The 19,090-nt window shown below is 61.9% G+C and carries 18 protein-coding genes; 13 read left to right on the plus strand and 5 right to left on the minus strand.

Going from position 1 to position 19,090, the window contains the following annotated elements:
- The first annotated feature begins 161 nt into the window (after positions 1 to 161).
- Positions 162 to 428 carry a DUF2790 domain-containing protein gene (locus M2394_RS01595; protein WP_259171395.1) on the plus strand — a complete coding sequence of 89 codons (267 nt, stop codon included), beginning with the start codon at positions 162 to 164 and terminating at the stop codon, positions 426 to 428.
- Positions 429 to 434: 6 nt separating this feature from the next.
- Here the strand turns inward: M2394_RS01595 and xerC are convergent, their stop codons facing one another.
- Positions 435 to 1,349, minus strand: coding sequence for a tyrosine recombinase XerC (xerC, locus tag M2394_RS01600; RefSeq protein ID WP_178920166.1), 915 nt, complete (start codon positions 1,347 to 1,349; stop codon positions 435 to 437).
- A 115-nt stretch (positions 1,350 to 1,464) separates the two neighbouring features.
- The gene (locus tag M2394_RS01605) at positions 1,465 to 2,268 is read right to left on the minus strand and encodes a M949_RS01915 family surface polysaccharide biosynthesis protein (RefSeq protein WP_178920167.1); all 804 of its coding nucleotides are present in this window, start codon (positions 2,266 to 2,268) and stop codon (positions 1,465 to 1,467) included.
- A 471-nt stretch (positions 2,269 to 2,739) separates the two neighbouring features.
- Between M2394_RS01605 and arnC the strand changes: the two genes are divergently transcribed.
- The 12 genes from arnC (at position 2,740) to M2394_RS01665 (ending at position 15,836) form a co-directional block, all read left to right on the plus strand.
- Positions 2,740 to 3,780, plus strand: a complete 1,041-nt coding sequence (arnC, locus tag M2394_RS01610; protein ID WP_176996095.1) for an undecaprenyl-phosphate 4-deoxy-4-formamido-L-arabinose transferase — start codon at positions 2,740 to 2,742, stop codon at positions 3,778 to 3,780.
- Positions 3,777 to 5,768, plus strand: a complete 1,992-nt coding sequence (gene arnA / locus M2394_RS01615; RefSeq protein WP_178920168.1) for a bifunctional UDP-4-amino-4-deoxy-L-arabinose formyltransferase/UDP-glucuronic acid oxidase ArnA — start codon at positions 3,777 to 3,779, stop codon at positions 5,766 to 5,768. Before arnC ends, arnA begins: the two co-directional genes overlap by 4 nt.
- Positions 5,768 to 6,652: a 4-deoxy-4-formamido-L-arabinose-phosphoundecaprenol deformylase gene (gene arnD, locus M2394_RS01620; RefSeq protein ID WP_259171396.1), complete on the plus strand. Its 885-nt coding sequence runs from the start codon at positions 5,768 to 5,770 to the stop codon at positions 6,650 to 6,652. The genes arnA and arnD overlap by 1 nt, the downstream gene beginning before the upstream one ends.
- On the plus strand, positions 6,649 to 8,304 hold the full coding sequence (gene arnT, locus M2394_RS01625) for a lipid IV(A) 4-amino-4-deoxy-L-arabinosyltransferase (RefSeq protein WP_178920170.1): 1,656 nt from the start codon (positions 6,649 to 6,651) through the stop codon (positions 8,302 to 8,304). Before arnD ends, arnT begins: the two co-directional genes overlap by 4 nt.
- Positions 8,301 to 8,648: a 4-amino-4-deoxy-L-arabinose-phosphoundecaprenol flippase subunit ArnE gene (gene arnE, locus M2394_RS01630; RefSeq protein WP_178920171.1), complete on the plus strand. Its 348-nt coding sequence runs from the start codon at positions 8,301 to 8,303 to the stop codon at positions 8,646 to 8,648. The genes arnT and arnE overlap by 4 nt, the downstream gene beginning before the upstream one ends.
- Positions 8,645 to 9,058 (plus strand): 4-amino-4-deoxy-L-arabinose-phosphoundecaprenol flippase subunit ArnF, encoded by a 414-nt coding sequence (gene arnF, locus M2394_RS01635; protein WP_178920172.1) that lies wholly within the window; start codon positions 8,645 to 8,647, stop codon positions 9,056 to 9,058. Before arnE ends, arnF begins: the two co-directional genes overlap by 4 nt.
- Positions 9,055 to 10,434, plus strand: a complete 1,380-nt coding sequence (locus M2394_RS01640) for a UDP-glucose/GDP-mannose dehydrogenase family protein (protein ID WP_178920173.1) — start codon at positions 9,055 to 9,057, stop codon at positions 10,432 to 10,434. Before arnF ends, M2394_RS01640 begins: the two co-directional genes overlap by 4 nt.
- A 3-nt stretch (positions 10,435 to 10,437) precedes the next feature.
- Entirely contained in the window at positions 10,438 to 12,060 is a 1,623-nt protein-coding gene (locus M2394_RS01645; protein WP_259171397.1) for a glycosyltransferase family 39 protein, read from the plus strand.
- A gap of 307 nt (positions 12,061 to 12,367) precedes the next feature.
- On the plus strand, positions 12,368 to 12,571 hold the full coding sequence (locus M2394_RS01650; protein WP_256732835.1) for a type VI secretion system contractile sheath small subunit: 204 nt from the start codon (positions 12,368 to 12,370) through the stop codon (positions 12,569 to 12,571).
- 164 nt (positions 12,572 to 12,735) lie between these two features.
- Positions 12,736 to 13,446 (plus strand): HPP family protein, encoded by a 711-nt coding sequence (locus M2394_RS01655; protein WP_178920175.1) that lies wholly within the window; start codon positions 12,736 to 12,738, stop codon positions 13,444 to 13,446.
- A 131-nt stretch (positions 13,447 to 13,577) separates the two neighbouring features.
- Positions 13,578 to 14,681, plus strand: a complete 1,104-nt coding sequence (locus M2394_RS01660) for an enoyl-CoA hydratase/isomerase family protein (protein ID WP_259171398.1) — start codon at positions 13,578 to 13,580, stop codon at positions 14,679 to 14,681.
- Between the two features lie 3 nt (positions 14,682 to 14,684).
- A complete protein-coding gene (locus M2394_RS01665; RefSeq protein WP_178920177.1) occupies positions 14,685 to 15,836 on the plus strand; it encodes an acyl-CoA dehydrogenase family protein in 1,152 nt (383 codons plus the stop codon).
- Positions 15,837 to 15,974: 138 nt separating this feature from the next.
- Here M2394_RS01665 and M2394_RS01670 read toward each other — a convergent pair whose 3' ends face one another.
- Genes M2394_RS01670 through M2394_RS01680 form a run of 3 tightly spaced genes read right to left on the minus strand, consistent with a single transcriptional unit; the run spans position 15,975 to position 19,084 of the window.
- The gene (locus tag M2394_RS01670) at positions 15,975 to 16,748 is read right to left on the minus strand and encodes an enoyl-CoA hydratase (protein ID WP_259171399.1); all 774 of its coding nucleotides are present in this window, start codon (positions 16,746 to 16,748) and stop codon (positions 15,975 to 15,977) included.
- A gap of 11 nt (positions 16,749 to 16,759) precedes the next feature.
- Positions 16,760 to 17,887, minus strand: a complete 1,128-nt coding sequence (locus M2394_RS01675; protein ID WP_259171400.1) for an acyl-CoA dehydrogenase — start codon at positions 17,885 to 17,887, stop codon at positions 16,760 to 16,762.
- A gap of 12 nt (positions 17,888 to 17,899) precedes the next feature.
- Positions 17,900 to 19,084: an acetyl-CoA C-acyltransferase gene (locus tag M2394_RS01680; protein ID WP_178926046.1), complete on the minus strand. Its 1,185-nt coding sequence runs from the start codon at positions 19,082 to 19,084 to the stop codon at positions 17,900 to 17,902.
- Positions 19,085 to 19,090 lie beyond the last annotated feature (6 nt).

The raw sequence follows: 19,090 nt of genomic DNA on the forward strand, positions 1-19,090 counted from the left end.
AAGCCTAAGCATCGGCATGGAAATACCGTTTATGCATAAGCTTAAACTTCTATTGTTTTGGCTGATGTCCGGTATCGGCCGCAATGCCTTCTGGCGCACAGGCGGGCTTTATAGAATGGCGGCCACAGTCAAACCGCTACCGATCGGTGCTGGAGGTCATCATGCGTTATGTGCTTATTGCCGCTGTGCTGAGCCTGTTCAGCACCTTCGCCGCCGCCCAGGATGCGCCCAGCCCCGGGGCCAACGCGCCGGCCACCCAGGCCGACGATTATTCCGAAGACCTGGACATCGCCAAGGCCGTGCGCAACACCAGCGCGGCATCGACCGCCTGCGGGCCGGTCAAGGGCCACGTGGTGTACGTGGACAGCCAGGGCGTGCGCCATGAGCTGGACTACGTGCGCGTCGGCGATGCCTGCCAGCACGGTTGATCCGCGCTACAGGTCAAAGCGGTCGACGGCGCGGCGCCGCTCGTTGTCCTCACGCACGTCATAGCTGGCGGTGGTCTGGATGTTGGTGTGATGCGCCAGTTTCTGCGCGATCGACAGGTCGTGTTCTTCGATCACCCGGGTGATGAAGGAACGGCGGAAATCGTGAGGCATGATCTTCACCCCCACCTGTTCGCCGCGCTGGCGGGCAATGTAGTAGATCGCATGCTTGGTGATGCGCTCGCGGGTAATGTGGCTGCCCCGGCGAATGCGGTTGAACAGGAAAGCATCGTCCTGCTCCCCCTCCTTGAGCTGTTCGCGACGAAATGCCAGCCACGCTTGCAGCTTTTCAAAGGCCCAGGCCGGCGCATACTTGATCAATTCCTTGTTGCCCTTGCCGGTCACCCGCAGGCTGCGTTCGTCAAAGTTGACCTGGGCCAGGTCCAGGTTGACCGATTCCGACTTGCGCATGCCCGAGCCATACAGGATGCCGATCACCGCAGCATCACGCAGGCCCTGGGGACGCGGGTCGGCGGCGCAGGCTGCCATCATTTCGCGGATCAGCGTACGGCGCAGGTTGCGGCCCTGGCCCAGGCGAGTGCCGGGAGCCGCCTTCACCGAGCGCATTTTGAGCAAATGGTCCTGGCTGATCAGGCTCATCCGCCAGGCCTCATTCATCACGCCGCGCACCGCGTTCACGTACAGCGACGAGGTGTTCGGCGCATAGCCGTCCTCGCGAAGCGCGGCCACCAGGGCAATCACGTGCTCCGGCTGCAGCAAATGCCAGTCGATGTCTTCGAGGTTGATGTCTTCAAAGCCCAGGCGGTCGGCCGCATCTTGCAGCACGTAGCGCATGGTCAGCTGGCTGGAGGGCGCCAGACGGGTGAGGTAAAGGGTCAGCGGGTTGCGGATAGACTCAGTCAAGGTAGATCAGCCTTTGGATTAAATACCTCTAACAAGCCTTTGTTTAATAGAGGTATTTAGTGAATTGGCGAAGGCCGAGTCTACCCCACGATCAGCCCTGGCACAAAATCACGGCTTACTCTTCGTCGTCGGTCGGGTCCTGCGGCTGGGCCTGGGACTGGCTCCAGTCGGCGTCCTGTTTCTGCATCAGTGCAAACCAGTGCTGGCGCATGAACGTGAGGTAACCCTCCGGCGCCTTGGCGAAATCCTTCTCTTCGCTGTAGCAGCCCGGCAGCGGCAATTCGGTGCCCTGTTCCTTGTACTGGCTGACCAGCGCCTGTTGCGCCGCCACGCTGCAATCCTTGGGCAGCGGCATGCCGCGCAGGGCGCCGGCCTCCTCATCCCACCAGCTGGCGCCCACGCGGTCGACACCGCGCAATCGGTACTTCTGGGACTTGCCCACGTGCATGATCAACTTGAATTCGTTGGGGCTGACGTCACTGGTGCAGGTGCGTGAATAGCCCACGGTGGCCTGGGTGATACCGTCGCCGGAGAGGTCGGTGACCTTGGTGGCCGCCATGTCAAAGCGCAACGATGCATCGAATTGGCAGTGTTGCACGTCGTCGTAGAGCATCCAGACGCGCTTGGGATGGTCGCCACTCAGCAGGTACTGCGCCGCGTAGACAAACGCCGATTGAGTGCCGTCATCGTCGCGCTCGCTGACCTGCTCGGCGAGCACCAACAGGTTCTTGCCCTGATGGTCGTCCCAGGTGTAGGCCGCGACCTGCTTGCCACGGACTTCCACGCCGTCCGGCACCTGGTCGATGCTGGTCAGCGCCACGCCGTCATCGGCCCGCACGGTGGTGACACAGGCCACGGCCATCAACAATCCCATCAACGCCGGCCGCAACTGGCCGCGCAAAAGCTGCACGCTATTCATCCGAGTACCCTGGCAAGAGATGGCTTACTTTACCGGCACTTGAAGGCCAATGCAGAGAAGATTGTTGAATAAAACAACGAGCACTCGACGCCCTAGGGAAAACCCTCGGGTTTTGCCCGCAAACAGTATCCGTTGGCGTGTCAGTCGCTTAGCTGAACCCTAGCTGTCTACCTGTCAAATAAACGAGTTTTTCATCAGCCTTTCATATTCGTTCAACATTTTTCCGCTTAATCTCTGCCCCAGGACTTGAGAACAAGCCGCGTGTTCTACGACTAACCTGTTGATTACGCTTTACCTTTCACAACTTTCGTCTTTACTCAGCTAGCCCATGGAAGAAACCAATGCCCGTCCTCAGGAACGTCGAATGAATGCCGCAACCCCACGCCATGTTTAATCAGTTCACTGAGTTTCAGCCACTGGTTACTGCCGTTTTCACGCTCCAACCTGCTCTAGCCCCGAGGTCATGAATCTTTGAAACCCTACCCTATTCATTGCGTGTCGATCGTTATCCCGGTCTACAACGAACAAGAGAGCCTGCCTGAATTGCTGCGTCGCACGACGGCAGCCTGCAAGCAACTGGCCTACGAATACGAAATCATCCTGGTCGATGATGGTAGTCGCGACAATTCGGCCCAACTGCTGGAAGACGCTGCCGCAGAAGACGGCAGCAACGTGGTGGCGGTGATCCTCAACCGCAACTACGGCCAGCACGCGGCGATCATGGCCGGCTTCGAGCAGTGCCGTGGCGAGGTGGTGATCACCCTCGACGCCGACCTGCAGAACCCGCCCGAAGAAATCCCCCGCCTGGTCGAGCAAGCCGCCCTGGGCTACGACGTGGTTGCCACCGTGCGCAACAACCGCCAGGACTCGGCCTTCCGCCGCTGGCCTTCGCGCCTGATCAACCTGGCCGTGCAACGCTCCACTGGCGTGGCCATGACCGACTACGGCTGTATGCTGCGCGCCTACCGCCGCACCATCGTCGACGCCATGCTCGCCTGCCGCGAGCGCAGCACCTTTATCCCAATCCTGGCCAACGGCTTTGCCCGCCACACCACGGAAATCCTGGTGCACCACGCCGAGCGCGAGCACGGCGAGTCCAAATACAGCCCGATGCGCCTCATCAGCCTGATGTTCGACCTGCTGACCTGCATGACCACCACGCCATTGCGTTTGCTCTCCGTGGTCGGCTTCAGCCTGGCGGCCCTCGGCGTACTGTTCGCCATTGCCCTGATCGTGTTGCGCCTGGCCTTCGGCGCGCAATGGGCCGGCGACGGCATGTTCGTATTGTTTGCGGTGCTGTTCGTGTTCACCGGTGGCCAGTTCATCGGCATGGGCCTCTTGGGTGAATACCTGGGCCGCATGTACAGCGACGTGCGGGCCCGCCCGCGCTTCTTTATCGAAAAAGTGCTGCGCAACACACCGGCAGCACCGGCCCCCGTGGTCGTCGTTGACGGCCTGGTGTCTTCCCATACCTCCACTTCTACTTCTCCTTCCGATCAGGTTTCGTCATGAATTCAAAAGCCGTTGTCTTCGCTTACCACGATATTGGCTGTGCAGGCATTGAAGCCCTGCTGACTGCCGGCTACGACATTGCTGCCGTGTTCACCCATGCCGACGACCCCAAGGAAAACAACTTCTACGGCTCCGTCGCCCAACTCTGCGCCCGCAACGGCATCCCGGTGCATGCACCGGAAGACGCCAACCACCCGCTGTGGATCGAGCGCATCGCCAAGCTGAACCCGGATTTCATCTTCTCCTTCTACTACCGCAACCTGCTGAGCGAAGCGCTGCTGGCCACCGCCAAGAAAGGCGCGTTCAACCTGCACGGTTCTCTGCTGCCGAAATACCGTGGCCGCGCCCCGGCCAACTGGGTGCTGGTCAATGGCGAGACCGAAACCGGCGTGACCCTGCACCGCATGGTCAAGCGCGCCGATGCCGGCGCGATCCTGGCCCAGCAAAAAGTCATCATCGACCGCACCGACACCGGCCTGACCCTGCACGCCAAGCTGCGTGACGCCGCCGCCAACCTGCTGCGCGATGCCCTGCCACAATTGGTTGCCGGCAAACTGAGCGAAACCGCCCAGGACGAAAGCCAGGCCAGCTACTTCGGCCGCCGCACCGCGGCTGATGGCAAACTGGACTGGAAAAAGCCGGCTGAAGAACTGTTCAACCTGGTTCGCGCCGTGACTCAACCGTACCCGGGCGCCTTCTGCGCCGTGGGCGAGCACAAGCTGATCGTGTGGCAAGCCGACGTGGTCAAGGGCAACGAAGGCCTGGCGCCAGGCCGTGTGATCAGCGTCAACCCGCTGCGCATTGCCTGCGGCGAAGACTCCCTGGTGGTCAAGTTCGGCCAACGCAACGCCGACGGCCTGTTCCTGGCCGGCCCTGCCCTGGCCGATGCCCTGGGCCTGGTAGACGGTTCCGTGCTGCGCGGTGCTGAGTCCGGTCGCAAGCCACGCCGTACCCGCGTACTGATCCTGGGTGTGAACGGCTTTATCGGTAACCACCTGTCCGAGCGCCTGCTGCGTGACGACCGCTATGAAATCTACGGCCTGGACATCGGTTCCGACGCCATCGAGCGCCTGCGCAGCCACCCGAACTTCCACTACGTGGAAGGCGACATCAGCATCCACACCGAGTGGATCGAGTACCACATCAAGAAGTGCGACGTGGTACTGCCACTGGTGGCCATCGCTACCCCAATCGAATACACCCGTAACCCGCTGCGCGTGTTCGAGCTCGACTTCGAAGAGAACCTGAAGCTGGTTCGCTACTGCGTGAAGTACAACAAGCGCGTGATCTTCCCGTCGACCTCCGAAGTGTATGGCATGTGCCAGGACCAGTACTTTGACGAAGACACCTCCAACCTGGTGGTCGGCCCGGTCAACAAGCAGCGCTGGATCTACTCGGTCTCCAAGCAACTGCTGGACCGCGTGATCTGGGCCTACGGCGACAAAGGCCTGAAATTCACCCTGTTCCGTCCGTTCAACTGGATGGGCCCGCGACTGGACCGCCTGGATTCGGCGCGTATCGGCAGCTCCCGTGCAATTACCCAGTTGATCCTGAACCTGGTGGAAGGTACTCCGATCCGTCTGTTCGACGGCGGCGAGCAAAAACGTTGCTTCACTGACATCGCCGACGGTATCGAAGCCCTGGCACGCATCATTGATAACGAAAACGGCGTGTGCGACGGCCAGATCGTCAACATCGGCAACCCGGAAAACGAAGCCAGCATTCGTCAGCTGGGCGAAGAACTGCTGCGTCAGTTCGAGGCGCACCCGCTGCGTAGCAACTTCCCTCCGTTCGCCGGTTTCCGCGACGTGGAAAGCAAGGCGTTCTACGGCACTGGTTACCAGGACGTGGCACACCGCAAGCCAAGCATCGAAAACGCCAAGCGCCTGCTGAACTGGGAGCCGACCGTCGAGATGAGCGAGACCATCGGTAACACCCTGGACTTCTTCCTGAAAGAAGCCATGCTCGAAATCGCGGACAAGAAGTAATGCAGGCAGGCCTTCGCATCGACGTCGACACCTACCGTGGCACCCGTGAAGGTGTGCCACGGTTGCTTGAATCCCTGGATGAAGCCGGGGTCAAGGCAACATTCTTCTTCAGCGTTGGGCCGGACAACATGGGGCGCCACTTGTGGCGCCTCATCCGCCCGCAGTTCCTGTGGAAGATGCTGCGCTCCAACGCCGTCGGTCTGTATGGCCTGGACATCTTGCTGGCCGGCACCGCCTGGCCAGGCAAGCCGATTGGCCGCGACCTGGGGCACTTGATGCGCCAGGTCAAGGCTGCCGGGCATGAAGTGGGCCTGCACGCGTGGGACCACCACGGCTGGCAAGCCAACACCGGGCGCTGGAGCGAGGCACAGCTGATCGAACAGATCCGCCGTGGCGTCGACACCCTCAGCGACATTCTCGGCGAGCGTATCGATTGTTCAGCGGCGGCCGGCTGGCGTGCCGATGAACGCGTGGTGCAAGCCAAGCAAGGTTTCAACTTTCGCTACAACAGTGATTGCCGGGGCACCAGCCTGTTTCGTCCAACCTTGGCCGATGGCAGCGCGGGCACCCCACAAATTCCGGTAGACCTGCCGACCTTCGACGAAGTCGTCGGGCCGGTCGTGGCTGCCAAAGACTTCAACGGCTTCATTCTGGACCGCTTTGCCGAGTCCAAGCTGAACGTCTACACGATTCACGCTGAAGTAGAAGGGATTCTGATGGCTAACGATTTTCGCCAGTTGCTTGCCCAGGCAGGGCAGCGCGGCATCGATTTCAAACCGCTGGGCGAGCTGTTGCCCGCCGATGTGACCACCCTGCCCCAGCAACAGCTGGTGCGTGGCGCCCTGCCTGGGCGCGAGGGTTGGCTCGGAGTGCAACAAGCATGATCCGGCGCCTGGCATTGCCCCTGCTCCTGTTGGCGTTTGGCGTGTTTTACCTGTTGCCGCTGGCCACCCATGGCCTGTGGATCCCGGATGAAACCCGCTACGCGCAGATCAGCCAGGAAATGCTGTTGACCGGCAAGTGGGCCTCGCCGCACTTCATGGGCATCCGCTACTTTGAAAAACCCGCAGCCGGCTACTGGATGATCGCGCTGGGCCAGGCGATCTTCGGGCAGAACCTGTTCGGCGTGCGCTTTGCCTCCGCCTTGAGCACCGGCCTGAGCATCCTGCTGGTGTACCTGGTGTCGCGCCGGCTGTGGAATGACCCGCGCAAGAGCCTGGTCAGCACCGTGCTCTACATGAGTTTCGCCAGTGTGGCCCTGCTGGGCGGCTATGCGAACCTCGACCCGCAGTTCACCTTCTGGGTCAACCTGACCGGCGTCGCCTTGTGGTTCTGCTTCGACAACACCACCCGCCGTGGCCGCCTGGGCGCCTGGGCCTTGCTGGGTTTTGCCTGTGGCATGGGCTTCATGACCAAGGGTTTCCTGGCCTGGTTGCTACCGGTGCTCATCGCCCTGCCCTACGCCATCTGGCAGAAGCGTTTCCGTGAACTGCTCGGCTACGGCCTGGTGGCGGTGGTCGTGGCGATTGTCGTGAGCCTGCCGTGGGCGCTGGCCGTGCACCTGCAGGAGCCGGACTACTGGAACTTCTTCTTCTGGCACGAGCATATCCAACGCTTTGCCGGTGAAGACGCCCAGCATGCCGAGCCGTTCTGGTACTACCTGCCGCTGCTGGTGGCGTTCTCGCTGCCCTGGGTGGCGCTGCTGCCGTCCACGGTCAAACAGGCCTGGCACGACAAGCGCCTGCCAAAAACCGCCTTCCTGCTGCTGTGGCTGTTGATGCCCCTGGCGTTCTTCAGCCTGGCCAAGGGCAAGCTGCCCTCCTACATCATGCCGTGCCTGTTGCCCCTGGCGTTGTTGATGGGTTCGACCCTGGCCGACAAGCTGGCCCAGAACCGTGGCCGCGTGCTGTGTATCAACGGCTGGTTGAACCTGGTGATTGGTTTGGTGGCGATGCTGGCTCTCAGTTGGTTCCAAATGAAGAAGCCGGTGTACGAGCACGGTCAGGAAACCCTCAGCCTGGTGCTGGTGTTTACCTTCTTGTTCGGCTGGATCCTGGTCAACCTGCTGCACGCCGCGCGCCCCTTGAAACTCTGGGCGGCACCCGCCATCGGCAGCTGGCTGCTGGTGGCCCTGGTGCCGGCCGCACTGCCCCATTCGGTGGTGTACAACAAGACCCCGGACCCATTCATCATTGATCACCTGCAGGAACTGCAACCAACCACCGCACTGCTGAGCAATGACCTGGGTGCCGCATCGGCCTTGGCATGGCGCCTGCACCGTCCGGACGTGACCCTCTACAACACCGTCGGCGAAGTGAAATACGGTCTTGCTTTCGCAGACACGGCCCATCGCAAGGTGGACATCAGCCAGGTCCAGCAATGGATGAGCGAGGCGCGCAAACAAGGCCCGGTCGGCGTGGTGATGCGCGTCAAGGGTGACGATGAAGTCGCTGAGGTGAACTTGCTGCCTCAGGATGGCAAGCGTTACGAGCAAGGCAACATCGTGATCCTGATCTTCCCTCAGGTCGCACCATGATCACACTGTTGCTGCTATTGGGCGCCTGCCTGCTCACCTGCATGGGTCAGGTTTCGCAAAAATTTGCCGTAGAAAGCTGGCGTGATCAGCCCGACGGCTGGGCGCTGAAACTGCGCTCGCCGTGGCTGTGGTCGGCACTGATCTGCCTGGGCCTGGGCCTGCTGGTGTGGTTACTGGTATTGCAGCGCCTGGAAGTGGGCATTGCCTACCCCATGCTCAGCCTGAACTTTGTGCTGGTCACGCTGATGGCACGCTTTGTGTTCCACGAACACATCGATGGCCGCCACTGGCTGGGTGTGGCCCTGGTAATCGCCGGGGTCGTGTTGCTGGGGCGTCAGGTATGAGCCGGGTTCGTGGTTTTGCCCTGGCCCTGGGCAGCGTCGGCCTGGTCAGCGCCGCCCAGTTGGGCATGCGCTGGAGCATGACACGCCTGCCCCTGCCGACCGAATGGTTGACGGCCTTCAGCACCAATGCCATCGACCTTGGTGCCCTTGGCGTGGTGATCCTGGCGATCATCGCCTATGCGCTGTCCATGCTCTGCTGGCTCGGCGCGCTCAAGGACCTGCCCCTTGGCCGTGCGTATTCGTTGCTCAGCATCAGCTACGCGCTGGTGTACCTGCTGGCCGCCAGCCTGCCGGTGTTCAACGAACATTTCTCGCTTTCAAAAACCCTGGGGGTGGCGTTGGTCATCCTCGGTGTACTGGTTATTAACTCTCGTCGTGCTAGCACCACAAGTCCCAGGAATGCCCCATGAAAATCAGTGTATTTGGTAGTGGTTACGTCGGTCTGGTGCAGGCCACCGTATTGGCCGAAGTCGGTCACGATGTCATCTGCATGGACGTTGACAAGAACAAGGTCGAATCGCTGCAAAAAGGCCATGTGACCATCTTCGAGCCGGGGCTGGCTGCAATGGTGAAGGAAAACCTGGAAAGCGGGCGCCTGCATTTCACCCACGACGAAAAACTCGCCGTGGAACACGGTGAAGTGCTGTTCATCGCCGTGGGTACACCCTCCGACGAAGACGGCTCGGCCGACTTGAAGTACGTGCTGTCGGTCGGCGACGCGGTGTCCCGCCACCGCGTGGAACCGGTGATCCTGGTAGAAAAGTCCACCGTACCCGTGGGCACCGGCGACACCCTGCGCGCGCACATTGAGAAGAACCTGCGCGTGGCCGGTCGTCACCTGGACTTCGATATCGTCTCCAACCCGGAATTCCTCAAGGAAGGCTCGGCTGTTGCCGACTGCCGCCGTCCGGACCGCATCATCATCGGTTGTGAGCGTGAAGAGGTGCGCGAGGTGATGCGCGACCTGTACGCGCCGTTCAACCGCAACCACGACCGCATCATCTTCATGGACCTGCGCAGCGCCGAACTGACCAAGTACGCTGCTAACTGCATGCTGGCCACCAAGATCAGCTTTATCAACCAGATCGCTGAACTGGCCGAGCACCTGGGCGCCGACATCGAAGCCGTGCGCCTGGGCATCGGTGCCGACTCGCGCATCGGCTACCACTTTATTTACCCGGGCTGTGGCTACGGCGGCTCGTGTTTCCCTAAGGATATGCGCGCCCTGATCCACAGCGCCAAAGAGGCCAACTGCTCCAGCGACTTGCTGGAAGCCGTCGAAGCCATCAACCAGCGCCAGAAGAGCAAGCTGTTCGAACGCATCAATGCCTATTTCAAAGGCGAGTTGAAGGGCAAGACCTTCGCCCTGTGGGGCCTGGCGTTCAAGCCCAACACCGATGACATGCGCGATGCGCCCAGCCGCGTGCTGATGGAAGCCCTGTGGGCTGCCGGCGCCAATGTACGTGCCTTCGACCCTGAAGCCATGCAGGAAACCCAGCGCATCTACGGCGACGAATCGCGCCTGACGCTGCTGGGCACCCCGGAATCGGCACTGAGCGGCGCCGACGCGTTGATCGTCTGCACCGAATGGCAGCAGTTCAAGGCCCCGGACTTCGACCTGATCCACCAGCGCCTGAAAACCCCGGTGATCTTCGACGGCCGCAACCTGTACGACGGCGAGCGCCTGTCGCGCAAAGGCTTCAAGTACTTCCCGATTGGGCGTGGTGACTCCTGTGAATTGCCAATCCCCCAGCAACAGTGGGTGCCGCAGGTTCAGGAAGCCTGATACGTGAACAAAGCTCATCCGCCCCGGCTCACTGCCACGGTCCGCCACCAGTCGCTGGGGCTCGGGCTCTTGGCGCTGCTGCTGTTCATTGCCGGTAACTGGCACCAGGCAATCATCGGGTTCGACTCACGCTTTGTGGTGTTCGCCCAGGAAATGCTGCGCCATGGGCCCAGTTTTTTCCCGACCACCTACGGACAACCCTACGCCGACTACCTGGCCACCTCGACCCTGCTGACATGGCTGTTCTCCCTGCCCCTGGGGCAGGTCACCAGCTTTACGGCCTGGTTGCCCACGGCCATCGCTTCGGCGCTGATTGTGGTGCTGGTGTACCGCCTCACGGCGCCCTACTCCCCGCGTTGGGGCCTGCTGAGCGTGGCGATGTTGCTGCTCAGCAGCACCTTCATCAGCGAAACCCGTGCGGTGTCCCTCGACCAGATGCTCGCGGCCGTGGCGTTGACGGTGTTCTACCTGGGTTACGCCCATGACCATTTTGGCGCGGGCAAACGCCTGCACTGGCTGTTCCTGCTGCTAATCGTCGGCTTTGCGATCCGTGGGCCCATCGGCCTGGTGATTCCCACCGGCGTGCTGTGCAGCTATTACTTGATCAACCGCCAATGGCGCCAGTTGTTCAGCTTCGGCCTGCTGGCCCTGGCTCTGCTGGCGGCCTGTGTCGGCCTGCTGTTGCTGCTGGCCAAGATGAGCGGCGGTGAAGACTTCATGCGGGATGTGATTCGCATGCAGTTTCTGGGGCGCATGGACGGCACCGAAGGCTCCAGCGGTGTGTTGTATTACTTCACCAGCTCGATCGGCAACTACGCCCTGGCCTACCCGGTGGCGCTGCTGGTGCTGCTGGCGGTGGCGGCAAGTGGGCGACGGGCACCCGACCCGGCGCTGCAGCTGGTGTTGTACTGCGCAGCGGCAGGTTTGCTGGTGATGCTCGGCCTGTCGGTTCCCCAAGCGAAGAAAGCCCGCTACATACTGCCAATGCTGCCCATGGCGGCGATCATTGCGGCGTACCCGTTCCAGGTCACTCAGGGGCGGCTGTTTGCCGGGTTGCGCAACCTGATGCTGGGTATCTGGACGTTGTTGCCCGCGCTGTTGGCCATCGGCCTGCTGGTTGCGCGTCGCCGTTACGCAGAGCAGCTGGGTAGCCTGACACCGATCCTGGCCGTGCTTGGCGTACTGCAAGTGCTCGCATTGCTGGCGTTGTTCAAGGCTCGGCTGCGCCCGGCAGGCCCGGCGTTGGCGGCGGTACTGGCAATCTGGGCGACCTATATCGTGGTGGTCGAGCCCCTTGAGCGCAGCCTCTATGACACGCGCACCTTCAGCCTGGCGGTCAAGGCGCAGATCAACAGCCAGCCGGCGCCGGTGGTGTTGCATGCCCTGGGTAAAGATGCCAAGGCCATCAAGCTGATGGTCAACCTCGACTGCGACCGGGTGCCGCTGTTCACCCAGTTGCCTGCCGAGCTCGCACCGGTGCAAGGCCCGGCCTGGCTGGTGATGAGCCAGGAGGATTACGAGGGGTTGCAAGATCCGCGCTTTCGCTCCATCACGCCGACACTCACCGGGGAGTTCGACAAGAACCCTTATGTGTTGCTGCACTTGGCTAAAACCACTCCGCCATAGAGGCGTTTCTTGTGGCTCTGTGAGAAACAGCGCCCACTCTTCACGGAGTGGGCGTTTTGCATTCTTATCGCCAAGAATCATCCTACAGCCCTATGCGTAATGGCTGGGGACCCGCCTCTTCCGGCACCCAAAACCCGGCTGTAGACTCTTTCGCCAGGTGCCTTAACTATCTACCACCCGGCCATAAGAGAGCTTCTCGATGGGCCTGTTTTAGCGCACCCGCATAACAACAAGGACGCTGTAGGCCATCTCTGCCGTGATGGTTTTTGACTGAGAGGAGAAGACTGTGGGAGATGAACGAGTGACCCTGCCGGTGCCTTCGCTGGATCGCCTGATGGGCTTGCGCGATGCTCTGGTGGCGTTGAAGGGGCCGTTGGCGGATGACCCAGAACTCAGGGAAAACCTGCAAAAACACCTGTTCAACGAAGAAACGGATAGACGGGTACTGGGCAAGGTAAACATTCCAACCTTGCACAGCGTACGCCTGATTCCGTTTGGTGCGGCCCTTTAACTGCATTATTATTGCATTGAACCCTCATTAATATGCATTGGCGCCCTGCTCGCAGGGTCGGCACACTGCACAAGTTCCTCCCCCAAATGTTGGAACTTTCAAAGGGCTTTTCCGGGAAACCAGGCAAGCCTTTTTTTTCGCCCGCTGTTTATGGACCCTCTTCAATGCTCGCTCGCCTGATCCCCGCTGCAATCAATACGCGCCCTGCCGAATGGAGCCGCGCCGCCATCGGCATGGCCCTGGGCACGATGCTCAGTGTCTGGGCCTGCGCCCACGTGTTTGGCATGGAGGTGGCGATGCACCTGCTCGGGCCTCTCGGGGCTTCGGCAGTGCTGCTGTTCGCGGTGTCGTCCGGCGCCCTCGCGCAGCCGTGGTCGATCATCGGCAGCTACTTGTGTGCCGCCGTTGTCGCGCTGCTGGTGGCACGGGTGCTGGGGCGCACCTTGGGCAGCGCCTGCCTGGCGGCGGGCATGACGGTGGTGCTGATGTGCTGGCTGCGTTGCCTGCACCCACCCGCAGGCGGGCTGGCCATGACCCTGGTGTTGGCCGACCCGGCTTCGGCCAGCCTTGGCTGGTACGAACTGCCAGCGGTCATGCTCGGTGCCGCGGCCTTGCTGGTGTGCGCGCTGGCCTACAACAATGCCACCCGCACTCGCTATCCCAAGGGCGCCGCTGAATCGCCCGCCGTTGTGTTAGGCACCCCGGCGCCCGCCACCGACCCCACGATCACGGCGGTTGATCTGAAGCTGGCGCTGGCTGAAATGGAGCAGTTCTACGACATCGAACCCACCGAGCTTGAGCAGTTGATCCACGCGGCCGAAGGTCATGCGCGGCGGCGCAGCATCGGTGAAGTGCTGGCCCATCGGGCCGCTTGAGTTCCCCTGCAAATATGCAAAAACGACCTGCATGATTCACGGTTGTACTGGGCAAATTTGCACTGGTACGATCGCGAGAGAGTTCGCCTACGAACATCTTGATAAAGAACAATAAAAGCAGGGAGTTAGAGATGACTGCTCAGGTTTCATCCGAAGCAAGCCGCGCCGACATTCTTCAAGACGAGGTACTGGCCGACGTTCGCAACCATATCGGCCACCTCACCCTCAACCGCCCGGCGGGCTTGAACGCCATTACCCTGGACATGGTGCGCAGCCTGACGCGGCAGCTGCAGGCCTGGGCCGATGACCCGCAGGTGTACGCCGTGGTCCTGCGCGGTGCCGGCGAAAAAGCTTTCTGTGCCGGGGGTGACATCCGCTCCCTGTACGACAGTTTCAAAGATGGCGACACCCTGCACCAAGACTTCTTCGTCGAGGAGTACGCCCTCGACCTGGCTATCCATCATTACCGCAAACCCGTGCTGGCCCTGATGGATGGCTTTGTCCTCGGCGGCGGCATGGGCCTGGTGCAAGGTGCCGACCTGCGGGTGGTGACGGAACGCAGCCGCCTGGCGATGCCGGAAGTCGCCATCGGTTACTTCCCTGACGTCGGCGGCAGCTATTTCCTGTCGCGTATCCCGGGTGAACTGGGCATTTACCTCGGCGTGACCGGCGTGCAGATTCGTGCCGCAGACGCCCTGTATTGCGGGTTGGCCGATTGGTTTCTCGACAGCACCAAACTCGCCGAGCTTGACCAGAAACTCGACCGCCTGCAGTGGCACGACTCTCCCCTCAAGGACTTGCAAGGCGTACTCGCCAAGCTCGCCGTGCAACAACTGCCGGACGCGCCCCTCGCCGCCCTGCGCCCCGTCATCGATCACTTCTTCGCGTTGCCGGACGTGCCGAGCATCGTCGAGCAACTGCGTGCCGTCACCGTTGCCGACAGCCACGAATGGGCGCTGGCCACTGCCGACCTGATGCAAACCCGTTCCCCGTTGGCCATGGCCGTGACCCTGGAAATGCTCCGCCGTGGCCGCCGCCTGCCGTTGGAGCAATGCTTTGCGCTGGAATTGCACCTGGATCGCCAGTGGTTCGAGCGCGGTGATCTGATCGAAGGCGTTCGCGCCCTGATCATCGACAAGGACAAAACCCCGCGTTGGAACCCGCCCACGCTGCATGGGCTGGACGCCACCCACGTCGAGAGCTTCTTTCACGACTTCGCGCAAAAGGTTCAATAAGCCATGCAAGACATTGAATACACAGAAGAACAAGTGATGATCCGCGACATGGCGCGCGACTTTGCCCGTGGCGAAATTGCCCCCCACGCCCAAGCCTGGGAAAAAGCCGGCTGGATCGACGATGGCCTGGTTGCCAAGATGGGCGAGCTGGGCCTGCTGGGCATGGTGGTCCCCGAGGAATGGGGCGGCACCTATGTCGACTACGTGGCGTATGCCCTGGCGGTGGAAGAAATTTCAGCCGGCGATGGTGCTACGGGTGCCCTGATGAGTATCCATAATTCAGTGGGTTGCGGGCCGATCCTCAACTACGGCACCACCGAGCAGAAACAGACCTGGCTGGCTGACCTCGCCAGTGGCCAGGCGATTGGCTGCTTCTGCCTCACCGAACCCCAGGCCGGCTCCGAAGCACACAACCTGCGCACCCGCGCCGAACTGCGCGACGGCCAGTGGGTGATCAACGGCGCCAAGCAATTTGTCAGCAACGGCAAGCGCGCCAAGCTGGCCATCGTGTTTGCGGTCACCGACCCGGATCTGGGCAAGAAAGGCATCTCGGCGTTCCTGGTGCCAACGGATACGCCGGGCTTTGTGGTCGACCGAACGGAACACAAAATGGGCATTCGGGCGTCAGACACCTGCGCCGTCACCCTCAACCAGTGCACCGTGCCCGAAGCCAACCTGCTGGGCGAGCGTGGCAAAGGCCTGGCCATCGCCCTGTCCAACTTGGAAGGCGGTCGCATTGGCATTGCCGCCCAAGCCCTGGGGATCGCCCGTGCCGCCTTCGAGGCTGCGTTGGCCTACGCCCGCGACCGTGTGCAATTCAACCAGGCGATCATTGAGCATCAGAGCATTGCCAACCTGCTGGCCGATATGCAGACCCGGCTCAATGCCGCACGCCTGCTGATCCTGCATGCTGCGCGCCTGCGCAGCGCCGGCAAGCCGTGCCTGTCGGAAGCGTCCCAGGCCAAATTGTTTGCCTCGGAAATGGCCGAAAAGGTCTGCTCCTCGGCCATGCAGATTCACGGCGGGTATGGGTACCTGGAGGATTACCCGGTGGAGCGTTACTACCGGGATGCGCGAATCACGCAGATTTACGAAGGGACCAGCGAGATTCAGCGGATGGTGATTGCCCGGGAACTGAAAAACTACCCGCTCTGACAAACACACCAAAAACCCAATGTGGGAGCGGGCTTGCTCGCGAATGCGCAGTGTCAGTCATCCAATGTATCGACTGATTCACCGCATTCGCGAGCAAGCCCGCTCCCACATTTTGATCTCTAGCGATAGCAGACCGGGTTATTGGTCTTTGAAGTCGGGCGCGCGCTTGGCCACGAACGCGGCCATGCCTTCCTTCTGGTCCTGGGTCGCAAACGCGGCATGGAACACGCGGCGTTCAAAGCGCACGCCTTCGGACAGGCTCACCTCAAAGGCGCGGTTCACGCTTTCCTTGACCATCATGCTGATCGGCACCGATTTGCTGGCGATCAGCGCGGCAACTTTCAACGCCTCGTCCAACAGCTCGTCAGCCGGCACGATCCGCGCCACGATGCCGCAACGCTCCGCTTCCACCGCATCGATAAAGCGCCCGGTCAGGCACATCTCCATGGCCTTGGCCTTGCCCACGGCGCGGGTCAGGCGCTGGGTGCCGCCCATGCCTGGCAGCACGCCGAGGTTGATTTCAGGCTGGCCGAACTTGGCGGTGTCGCCGGCCAGGATGAAGTCGCACATCAACGCCAGCTCGCAGCCGCCGCCCAGGGCAAAGCCGTTGACGGCGGCAATGATCGGTTTACGACGGTTAGCCACGCGGTCGCTGTCACTGAACAGGTCGTCGAGGTAGATCTGCGGGTAGGTCAGCTCGGCCATTTCCTTGATATCGGCACCGGCTGCAAAGGCCTTCTTCGAACCGGTCAACACGATGCAGCCGATTTGCGGGTCGGCCTCCAAGCCGTCCAGCGCCTGGTTCAGTTCGCTGACCAGTTGCGCATTGAGAGCGTTCAAGGCCTGCGGACGGTTGAGGGTGATCAGGCCGACACGGCCCTGGACGTCAAGCAGGATGGTTTCGTAACTCATGTATCGGCTCCTTAGAGATTGCGTGAGATGACCATGCGTTGAATATCGCTGGTGCCTTCGTAGATCTGGCAAACCCGCACATCGCGGTAGATGCGCTCCAACGGGAAGTCACTCAGGTAACCGTAACCGCCCAGGGTTTGCAAGGCGGCCGAACAGACTTTCTCGGCCATTTCCGAGGCAAACAGCTTGGCCATGGAGGCTTCCACCAAGGCCGGCTTGCCGCTGTCACGCAGGGCGGCGGCGTAGTGCACCATCTGCCGGGCCACGGCGATTTGCGTGGCCATGTCCGCCAAACGAAAGGCCACGGCCTGGTGCTCGATCAGCGCCTTGCCGAAACTTTCGCGCTCACGGGCATAGTCGCGGGCCGCCTCAAAGGCGGCGCGGGCCATGCCCACCGATTGCGAGGCGATACCGACGCGTCCGCCTTCCAGGTTGGCCAGGGCGATCTTGTAACCTTCACCCTCCTCGCCCAGGCGATTGGCGACCGGCACCTTCACGTCCTCGAACAGGATCTGGCAGGTGTCGGACGCATGCTGGCCGAGCTTGTCTTCGACCCGTGCCACGGTATAACCCGGCGAGTCGGTAGGCACGATAAACGCGCTGATCCCGCGCTTGCCGGCCGCAGGGTCGGTCACGGCAAACACGATGACGATGCCGGCGTTCTGCCCGGAGGTGATGAACTGCTTGCAGCCGTTGAGTACGTAGTGCTCGCCGTCCAGCCGCGCGCGAGTTTTCAGGCTGCTGGCATCGGAGCCGGCCTGGGGTTCGGTCAACGCAAACGCGCCGAGCATGGCGCCGCTGGCCAGGGGTTTGAGAAAGCGCTCTTTCTGGTCGTCGTTGCCGAACGTGAGGATCGGCACACAGCCCACCGAGTTGTGCACGCTCATGATGGTCGAGCACGCCCCGTCACCGGCCGCGATCTCTTCGAGGGCCATGGCGTAGGCCAGGTAGCCGGTGTCGCAACCGCCCCACTGTTCCGGCACCAGCATGCCGAAAAAACCCAGTTCGGCCATCTCGCCGATGGCTTCCTTGGGAAAGCGGTGCTCGCGGTCCCAGTCTGCGGCGAAGGGTTTGAGGCGTTCCTGGGCAAATTGCCGGGCCGCGTCGCTGATTTGCAGTTGTTCGTCATTGGGCAGCATGGGGGTGAGTCCTTAATACAGGCATTCGACGGCCATGGCCGTGGCTTCACCACCGCCGATGCAGATGGCGGCCACGCCTCGCTTGAGGCCTTTCTGGCGCAGGGCCGAGAGCAGGGTCACCAGGATGCGTGCGCCCGAGGCGCCGATCGGATGGCCCAAGGCGCAGGCGCCGCCGTGGACGTTGACCTTGGCATGGGGAATTTCCAGTTTGCTCATGGTCACCAGGCTGACCACGGCGAAGGCTTCGTTGATCTCGAACAGGTCGACTTCACCCAGGTTCCAGCCGGTCTTGCTCATCAACTTGCGGATCGCGCCGACCGGTGCCACCGGGAACAGCCCTGGCTCATCGGCAAATGCGGCGTGCCCATGAATCACCGCCAGCGGCTTGAGGCCACGCTTTTGCGCCTCGGACTGACGCATCAGCAGCAACGCCGCCGCACCGTCGGAAATCGAACTGGAGTTGGCCGCTGTGACGGTTCCGCCTTCGCGAAAGGCCGGTTTCAAGCTGGCGATCTTGTCGATCTTGGCTTTGGGCGGCTGCTCGTCATGCAGGATGGTTTTTTGCTCTTTGCCCACGGTGACCTGCACCGGCACGATTTCGGCGGCGAAGTTGCCATGGTTGATCGCTTCCTGCGCGCGAGTCAGGGAGGCAATGGCAAACGCGTCCTGGGCTTCGCGGCTGAAGCCGTTGTGTACCGCGCAGTCCTCGGCAAAGGTGCCCATCAGGCGGCCTTTGTCGTAGGCGTCTTCCAGGCCGTCGAGGAACATATGGTCCAGCACCTTGCCGTGGCCCATGCGGTAGCCGCTGCGCGCGCGGTCCAGCAGGTACGGCGCGTTGGACATGCTCTCCATGCCACCGGCAATCACCACGTCGACACTGCCGGCCAGCAGCGAGTCGTGGGCCAGGATCGCCGCCTCCATGCCCGAGCCGCACATTTTGTTGAGGGTGGTGCAACGCGTGGATTTATCCAGGCCGGCGCCCAGCGCGGCTTGCCGTGCCGGTGCCTGGCCAAGCCCAGCGGGCAATACGCAGCCGAACAGCACTTCATCGACCGCGTCGCTGGCAATACCGGCGCGTTCGACCGCCGCACGGATGGCCGCAGCACCCAGCTGCGGTGCAGTCAGGCCCTTGAGGTCGCCCTGGAAACCGCCCATTGGCGTGCGGACAGCGCTGACAATAACAATCGGATCGCTCATGGGGTG

The organism is Pseudomonas sp. BIGb0164 (genome assembly GCF_024810135.1).
Taxonomy (GTDB): Bacteria; Pseudomonadota; Gammaproteobacteria; order Pseudomonadales; family Pseudomonadaceae; genus Aquipseudomonas.